This is a genomic window from Microcystis sp. 49638_E5 (assembly GCF_021300285.1).
In the GTDB taxonomy this organism is placed as follows: Bacteria; Cyanobacteriota; Cyanobacteriia; order Cyanobacteriales; family Microcystaceae; genus Microcystis; species Microcystis aeruginosa_C.
The window spans coordinates 1-7,433 of the sequence record NZ_JAJTDH010000126.1; the positions used below are offsets into that span (position 1 = coordinate 1).

Here is a 7,433-nt window from a genome sequence, read left to right on the forward strand (position 1 = left end):
CCTCAACGGTTTCAACTTCAACCAGTCGATTCTCGATTCTCAAGGTCGTGTAATCGGTACTTGGGCCGATGTGTTAAACCGCGCTGGTATCGGTATGGAAGTAATGCACGAGCGCAACGCTCACAACTTCCCCTTAGACTTAGCTAGTGGTGAACAGGCTCCTGTAGCTCTGACTGCTCCTGCTATCAATGGTTAATTCCTAGTCTGAACGAAAAGGCACTCCCGCGAGGGGGTGCTTTTTTGTTGTTAGAATAGAAGGTGGTTTTTTGAGTTTGAGGTTAAATTATGATCAGTTTAGAACAAGCTTTAAATACTGTTGAGCAACTATCTTTAGAACAACAGGAAATGTTATTAGAAATTTTACAAAATCGTTTACTTGATATTCGTCGTCAAGAAATTGCTAGGGATGCTAGGGAGTCAATTAATGCTTTTCATCAAAGAGAATTTAAACCTCAACCCCTAGAAATTGTTCTGAGAGAATTGAGAGAAACTTTAGAATAGATATTATGAGAGAACTGGTTTTAACGCCTAAATTTAAGCGGACTTTCCGTAAGTTTGTTCTCAGAAATCCTCAGCGACAGAAAGCGATTGAGAAAACATTGGCACAAATGAGGGAAGATATTTATTTTTTGAACTTGGGAACTCATTCATTAAAAGGGGAATTATCGGGACTTAAAGCTTGTTCTTGTGGTTATGATTGTCGGATTATTTTTTCTATAGAAATTGAGCCAGACACCCAGGAGGAAGTTGTCATTCTACTTGACATTGGTACTCATGATGAAGTGTATTGATAAAATAGGAAAAACTAGAAAGCGATCCTGCGGGTTTCTGCGTTGCGGTACACATATATTTATAATAAAATAAATTTGGCTCTCTTAGGTTTGGTGGGTAAAATGTATTCTAAGATACAGTCCTGGTGACGAGCGAGTGGAGCAAACCACAAAGACACAAAGGACACAAAGATTGATCGCTCCTATGTAAGTTAAACTGATCACACAAAGAATAAGAGATTCCAGGTTTTTATCGAGAGTTAAGAGGTAAAATGATGACTTTGCAAGAAATGATCAAATCTTTTGAGAATTTATCAGAGGATGAACAGGAGTCATTGTTAGAGATTTTGTGTCAATATAGAGCCAAAGCAAGAGAAAGAGAAATTTTAGCTAATTTTAAGGAATTGAAAGAGGCGATCGCTACTGGAACGGCCAGAAAGGGAACCGTAGAAGATTTGATTGCCGATTTGAATGAGGATTAACAATGGATTTAATATGGAGTGATGGGTTTAAGCGTTCGTTTAAGAAGCTAATCAAGAAAAATCCCCAGTTAAAACCTAAAATTTTCGATGTACTTAGAAAACTGGCAGAAGACCCATTTACACTGTCTTTAAAAACCCATAAGTTGAGTGGTAATTTAGAAGAGTTATGGTCTTGTACTGTAGATTACGATTGTCGAATTATTTTTAGTTTTTCGGAAGATGGAGAATATTTAGAAGTTATCATCTTGTTAATTGATATTGGTAGTCACGATCAGGTGTATAGAAAATAGTATAGACTGGAAAGCGATCCTGCGGGTTTCTGCGTTGCGGTACACATATATTTATAATAAGATAAATTTTTCCTAATCGTTAGGATTTTTTTTAAGATAAGATTTAAAGACAGGATTAATAGGAAAATAGGACGAGGTTTCTGATGGTAATTTATCCAGTAAACAGCGTCTCATTAATGATTGAATAGTTGCCCAAAATTCAGATTGAGAAAGGTCAAGATTAGCAGTTTTGGGAAACTTTTCTACCGCTTCAGTTTGATTAGCTAACCAGTGTATCACCTTTTTTTCTGTTGCGGATAAACGCTGTAAATGACATTCGATCGAGTCTTCTATATCTCCTAAATAAATTTCATTTTTCATTTGTTCTAAAAATAAAGATACTTCCCCATCAAATAGCTCAATAAGGGTTGAGGAGATGATATTTAACCAGTTAGGATGACCTTGATAAAGTTCCCTCAGTTCCGTCCATTTCTCCTCATTTTTTAAACCGTATTCTTTGAAGATTTCTTCAAATTCTGTCGTTAAACCTTGCAGGTATAAAGTTTTAATTTTATCGGATTTTAAGGTAACAAAATCTCTGGGAAGTTCCCAACTAATTAAAATCAAACAACTTTGATGAGATGTGGTAGCAATTTGCTGAAAAAATTTATGATAATCCTGACAGTCGCTTAAATATTTACCTGCTAATTCCCCCGGTTTAAAAATATTCTGCACATCATCAAGAATAATTAAACAACGATAGGAGCTTAGATAATCTATTATATCAGGTAAGGGGGTTGATAGAGATTGGCTGAAAAACTGTTTTAGATCATCTTTGAGAGCGATTAATTGAGGAATATTTTCCAGACTGCGGTAAATAATATAATCAAATTGTGGGGCAATTTCTGAAATTAATTTAAGGGTTAAGGCTGTTTTTCCAATTCCACTTAACCCATAAATAGTAATTAATCGAGTTTTATTATCTAGCCATTCTTTTAAGGTTGATATTTCTAACTTACGTCCATAGTTACACCCTAATTCAGGAGCTTTTGTTAGGTTAATTATTGGGTATAGATGATCATTATCTGGAAAATTTGAAGACTTTTTTAAGTTGTTTTCTGAATAGGGGTTATTTTCTCTACAGACATTAACATGATGATTTCTTATATTATTATGTGGAGAGTTAACAAAATTATAAATAGTAGATGAAGCTTTATTTTCTAAAATAGAACGAACATTAGACTTTTTTATATCTTCTTCAAAAACATCTGATAACAGTTGCCATAACTTCCATGCTTCTTTTTTTATATGGTCATAACTGCGCTGATTATCTTTGGCAATTTCTTCGTAATCTTGATGTTCCCAAATACCCTGTAAGATGGATTCTTGCAACGAATCAAGATGTTTACCAGTTTTCTCTAATACCTGTTTATCTGTCCATTCTAAAAGGGTTTGAATATCCATATAAGTAAGTGATAGAACTTTTGTATTACTGTTTGGGATAAGGGAACAGATTTTAGTTTTCTCGTTTTTTTATAAATATTTGCCAAATTATTTTATTTCTGACATTTAAACCTCCTGATTTGTTTCCGACTGTCACCTGTTACTTAATCGATTAATATTAATGCCAATGCTTGATTAATAATTTGATTTTTATCGATCATAGCTTCAATTTCTTCTGGTTGATATATACCTTCAAAAGCTTCTAATGCCGCTTGTCTCAAAGCCGAAGAATAAGCATCATCTAAGGTTTCTTTTAATTCTTCTGATGTTAGATAATTTCCTCCAGTTTTACGTCGTTGATTAATGCGTTGAATCTGTCGAACAGAATTAGAAATAGAGGTTTCCCATGAGCGGGTACTGCGGTTTTCTGCTTGCTGCTTAATCAGATGTAATAGGACAATAATACTAAAGCTAAAAATCTTATTGATCTTATCATCCTTACTCATTTCTGTCATTTCCTCTACCAAAATCAAGGCATCGGGAACATTGCCAGCTAGTAATAGATTTTTTAACTCTAATAATTCTTCCATTTTTTGCCTTTTTTTACTGATTAACCTCTTAATTTAGTAATTTGTCCTTTACATTAGATATTGTTAAAGTTGGAAAAACAAGCGAAAACTTTTGCCTGTTCTCTTGCCTTATTAAGGAAAATTTAGCCTTGTTTCATGAGCCTTGCCCTCCTTTTTGTCACTAAATCCCACTTTATCCCACGAAAATTATTATATCAGAAAATCCAAAATGGCCACAAATTCCCACAGACAAAACCAAAGTGAACATCTAGATTGTAAGAATCACTTAGTTTTTTGGAGTCTTATCAGGTTATGAACAAGATACTAGCTAATTGTATCAGCTTAGGGATCGGATTGGGTGCGATCGGGGTGACTTTCCCCGCACAAGCCGCCTCTTTTCAGGGGTTAGGAGACTTACTGGGGGGGGGTTTCATAAGCGTGGCTTCAGGAGTATCAGGAGATGGGTCTGTTGTTGTTGGTTATAGCATTAGTGGTACTGGTCTGGAAGCATTCCGTTGGACACAAGCAACGGGGATGGTCGGACTAGGAAACCTACCTGGGGGGATCTCTAGCAGTGCTTCAGGAGTATCAGCCGATGGGTCGGTTGTGGTTGGTTACAGCAATAGTGCTAATGGTAATGAGGCATTCCGTTGGACACAAGTAACGGGGATGGTGGGACTAGGGAACTTACCGGGGTGGAGCTCTAGCCGTGCTTCAGGAGTATCAGCAGATGGGTCGGTTGTGGTTGGTTACAGCGATAGTTTGGATGAGGTATTCCGCTGGACACAAGCAACGGGGATGGTCGGACTAGGTAACTTATTTGGGGGTGGTCTTTTTCGTAGGGTGTTGTGGTCTGGTATCCCAGCAGTGTCAGCCGATGGGTCGGTTGTGGTTGGTTATACCAGCGGTAATGAGGCATCCCGTTGGACACAGGCAACGGGGACGGTTGGACTAGGGAGCTTGCGTTTTTCGGGCGTGGCTTCAGGAGTATCAGCAGATGGGTCTGTTGTTGTTGGTCAAAGCATGAATGCTAATTTTGCTCAGGAGGCATTCCGTTGGACACAAGGGACGGGGATGGTCGGACTAGGGGGACCTAGCTATGCTAATGGAGTATCAGCCGATGGATCTGTTGTGGTTGGTACAAGTAATGAAAGTAATGAGGCATTTATCTGGAATAGCACCCAAGGGATGCGGAGCTTAAAACAGGTTTTAACTAATGATTATGGGTTAAATTTAAACGGTTGGGATTTGATCGAGGCGACTGGAATTTCTGCGGATGGACTGTCTATCGTGGGTTTCGGATTTAATTCCAGTGGTAATACTGAAGCTTGGATTGCTAGTTTAGATGGAGAACCAGTTCCTCCAGGGACAACGCCTACCAATCCGCTTCTCCCTACCCCAAATCCAAGCAACCCCGACGGTTTTACCTTTCCTGGTGTTCCCGTCGGTGATAATGGATTGGGTATAATTGACCCCATCTTTTTCGATCCCATTGTGTCGGTAGGATACGATTACGCAGTGACAGGCGGACCCTTATTCGCCTCTGTTTTAATCCCCAATGCTCTCCCCCAGGGCGACAGTAACTTTATCCTAGAATTACCCGGATTTGGCAATTATTCTCTAGTTGCGGGAACAACTTTCAACTTGTTGGGTGTTAATCCCCTTGGCTTTAGTGATTTTCGCATCAGTGATATCGATCCTGCGGAAATGCTCGATCCAACTAATCCTACTGCTTTTGTGACGGGGTTAACATTTACTGCTCCTGGAACAGTAACAGTCACCCAAAACCCTATTATTCAAAATACTGGTGGCGTTAGTGTTCCTGAACCGTCCAATTTATTGGGTTTAGGATTACTCGGATTCGGTGCTTTCTTGACGGGAAAATTAAATAAGAAGCAAGCCAAAAAAGACTCCTAATAGCAATTATCGTTAATCCTGTTGCTTATACAACATGATGGCGATTTCCAGCTTCAATCATCAACCTAACTTTGAGTGGAAAGTCTATAAATTCCCTATTTTTAGCATTTCAATCAGTTAGCATCTCAATCATTAGATAAAAGGGCATCCTCGAAAGGGGTGCTTTTTTGTCGTTCGGATGTATCGATCGAGCTACAATAAAAGGGACTTCTCTAGGCGAAAATATGGCTACAGGCATCGATATTAGCGAATTTATTGTTGCTAGTCCGGATATTTGTAATTCCCGTCCCCGGATCGCGGGAACTAGAATCACGATTCAAAGTTTAGTCATGGATCATAAAACGGGAATGAGTGCCGAAGCGATCGCTAAGGAATATCCTCAGTTAAGTCTGGCTCAAATTTATAGCGCTCTAGCGTATTATCACGCGAATAAAGAACAGATAGAGGCCGATATCGATGCTTACCGAGCCGATTGTGAAGACTGGGAATCACGATATCGAGCCGGTGAATTTTAATGAGTCAAATCCGTCTCTACCTTGATGAAGATGCGGGTCAACGCTCGGTCGTGGAAGCTTTGCGGAATCTGCGGTCAGTAAGGTATAGTCATTTCAATTAAAATTGAGAATATTAATCCCAGAGTTCATAAGGGTTTTGTCGGTATAGAGTGTATCAGACTTATCTGAAATGACTATAACAGGTGCAAGATTTTGAGAGAATTGTGGTTCAAAACCTTACGTCCTGTAGGGGCGAAGCATTCGGGCATAACCTATCGCTGAAACCGTAGATTTCCTATCCGAATGCTTCGCCCCTACTTTTTGCCGCAAACCCTACTTAGAAAACTGGACGAAGAGCCATTTACACCGTCTTTAAAAACCCATAAATTAAGGTGTAATTTAGGAGAGTTATGGTCTTGTACTCTTGCTTACGATTGTCGAATTATTTTTAGTTTTCAGAGAGGAATCGTCTGATTAAATCTTCCCGTGAAGACTCCAATAATAAACGACTAGACTCCATCGGTGATAACTTGAGCAACTCATCAATAACTTTTATTAAAGACTCATCCAATTCTCCAAACCTCACTTGCATTAAATTTTCAATAATTTGTCGTTGTCCTTGTTGAAGTCCTTGTTGAAGTCCTTCTCGTTTGGTCGCCTCTTTCCACTCTAAATAAGATTGAGATAAAGCCATAAATACCTCCCTATCTTCTGATTCTAAAAGATTATTAACTTCAACACTCACACGCCAACTAATCAATAATTCCATGACATTTTGACGGAAGGAATCGCCAGAAGGCAACTCAAGCAACTCTCTCACCGCTTGGCTTTGGGTTTTCCCCCGTCCCAACAATCTTAACAGTAAAGTGTCTGGGGTAATAGGTAACTGATTAATCGCTATAATTGCCGTTCGGTGAGAGGGAGATAAAAAGTAAATCCCTTCTGTCCAGTTTTCTAGTTCTAATTTAGCATCAAAACTCTCTAGTATCTGGAAACTAATAGAAGTAGCCAAAATCCATAATTTAGGTAAGTCATCCTCGTTTAACTCAGTTTTTTCCCGTTTCCCTTTCCGTTGAAGTTCAGCGAAAATCGAAAACAATTTTAAGATACAGTTGCGAATTTCCGTTCGATTGGGAGCATTGCGAAAAGGCTCAAGCAAAGTGCTTGTTGTCACCATTTGCCCTAAAAGACCCAAAGATTGAGCATTTCCCCGCATATTAGGGTGAGGAGAGAAGAAAATATCCACCTGACGGGTTTCATCCGCCACCTCCTTGCTAACTTCCACCTTTCCCAGAGGAGACAGCAATTCTTCTAGGTATTGTTTGGCAAATTGGTCGTGAGGTTGTCGATTGACGCTCCCCGCTCTAAAGAGACAGGGATTCTTCGTTCATTGAGTCTCCGTTAGCAAGCAGGATTTCTCCAACCAACCAAGAGGGAATCTCTCCCGAAGCGTTTAAAGTTTGCGTGCGCCCCACGCTACTTAATCCCT

At 39.2% G+C, this 7,433-nt stretch carries 9 protein-coding genes and 2 pseudogenes; 8 read left to right on the forward strand and 3 right to left on the reverse strand.

What is annotated here, in order from left to right:
- From LW728_RS21335 to LW728_RS21355, 5 genes and pseudogenes are all read left to right on the forward strand, one after another.
- A pseudogene (locus tag LW728_RS21335) lies at window positions 1–196 on the forward strand (hypothetical protein); the annotation flags it as partial.
- 89 nt (window positions 197–285) lie between these two features.
- Window positions 286–501 (forward strand): hypothetical protein, encoded by a 216-nt coding sequence (locus LW728_RS21340; protein ID WP_002799384.1) that lies wholly within the window; start codon window positions 286–288, stop codon window positions 499–501.
- A 5-nt stretch (window positions 502–506) separates the two neighbouring features.
- Complete coding sequence (locus LW728_RS21345; RefSeq protein WP_287768130.1) at window positions 507–791, forward strand: type II toxin-antitoxin system RelE/ParE family toxin; 285 nt, start codon at window positions 507–509, stop codon at window positions 789–791.
- A 254-nt stretch (window positions 792–1,045) separates the two neighbouring features.
- A complete protein-coding gene (locus LW728_RS21350) occupies window positions 1,046–1,252 on the forward strand; it encodes a hypothetical protein (RefSeq protein WP_080949705.1) in 207 nt (68 codons plus the stop codon).
- Window positions 1,253–1,254: 2 nt separating this feature from the next.
- Entirely contained in the window at window positions 1,255–1,542 is a 288-nt protein-coding gene (locus LW728_RS21355; RefSeq protein WP_287768132.1) for a type II toxin-antitoxin system RelE/ParE family toxin, read from the forward strand.
- A 72-nt stretch (window positions 1,543–1,614) separates the two neighbouring features.
- Here LW728_RS21355 and LW728_RS21360 read toward each other — a convergent pair whose 3' ends face one another.
- Both LW728_RS21360 and LW728_RS21365 read right to left on the reverse strand, forming a co-directional pair.
- Window positions 1,615–2,985, reverse strand: a complete 1,371-nt coding sequence (locus tag LW728_RS21360; protein ID WP_287768134.1) for a helix-turn-helix domain-containing protein — start codon at window positions 2,983–2,985, stop codon at window positions 1,615–1,617.
- Between the two features lie 143 nt (window positions 2,986–3,128).
- On the reverse strand, window positions 3,129–3,554 hold the full coding sequence (locus tag LW728_RS21365; RefSeq protein ID WP_287768135.1) for a DUF29 family protein: 426 nt from the start codon (window positions 3,552–3,554) through the stop codon (window positions 3,129–3,131).
- A gap of 291 nt (window positions 3,555–3,845) precedes the next feature.
- On the opposite strand from LW728_RS21365, the gene LW728_RS21370 reads away from it, so the two are divergent.
- The 3 genes and pseudogenes from LW728_RS21370 to LW728_RS21380 form a co-directional block, all read left to right on the forward strand.
- Complete coding sequence (locus LW728_RS21370; RefSeq protein WP_287768137.1) at window positions 3,846–5,450, forward strand: PEP-CTERM sorting domain-containing protein; 1,605 nt, start codon at window positions 3,846–3,848, stop codon at window positions 5,448–5,450.
- A 224-nt stretch (window positions 5,451–5,674) separates the two neighbouring features.
- On the forward strand, window positions 5,675–5,965 hold the full coding sequence (locus tag LW728_RS21375; RefSeq protein ID WP_287768139.1) for a DUF433 domain-containing protein: 291 nt from the start codon (window positions 5,675–5,677) through the stop codon (window positions 5,963–5,965).
- A 312-nt stretch (window positions 5,966–6,277) separates the two neighbouring features.
- Window positions 6,278–6,400, forward strand: a pseudogene (locus LW728_RS21380) (type II toxin-antitoxin system RelE/ParE family toxin); the annotation flags it as partial.
- Here the strand turns inward: LW728_RS21380 and LW728_RS21385 are convergent.
- A complete protein-coding gene (locus LW728_RS21385; RefSeq protein WP_287768140.1) occupies window positions 6,393–7,238 on the reverse strand; it encodes a hypothetical protein in 846 nt (281 codons plus the stop codon). The pseudogene LW728_RS21380 and the gene LW728_RS21385 overlap by 8 nt on opposite strands.
- Window positions 7,239–7,433 lie beyond the last annotated feature (195 nt).

Excerpts from the sequence above, each read along its gene's own strand:
- LW728_RS21340 (WP_002799384.1), top strand. The coding sequence starts at position 286 with ATGATCAGTTTAGAACAAGCTTTAAATACTGTTGAGCAACTATCTTTA.
- LW728_RS21345 (WP_287768130.1), top strand. The coding sequence starts at position 507 with ATGAGAGAACTGGTTTTAACGCCTAAATTTAAGCGGACTTTCCGTAAG.
- LW728_RS21350 (WP_080949705.1), top strand. The coding sequence starts at position 1,046 with ATGACTTTGCAAGAAATGATCAAATCTTTTGAGAATTTATCAGAGGAT.
- LW728_RS21355 (WP_287768132.1), top strand. The coding sequence starts at position 1,255 with ATGGATTTAATATGGAGTGATGGGTTTAAGCGTTCGTTTAAGAAGCTA.
- LW728_RS21360 (WP_287768134.1), bottom strand. The coding sequence starts at position 2,985 with ATGGATATTCAAACCCTTTTAGAATGGACAGATAAACAGGTATTAGAG.
- LW728_RS21365 (WP_287768135.1), bottom strand. The coding sequence starts at position 3,554 with ATGGAAGAATTATTAGAGTTAAAAAATCTATTACTAGCTGGCAATGTT.
- LW728_RS21370 (WP_287768137.1), top strand. The coding sequence starts at position 3,846 with ATGAACAAGATACTAGCTAATTGTATCAGCTTAGGGATCGGATTGGGT.
- LW728_RS21375 (WP_287768139.1), top strand. The coding sequence starts at position 5,675 with ATGGCTACAGGCATCGATATTAGCGAATTTATTGTTGCTAGTCCGGAT.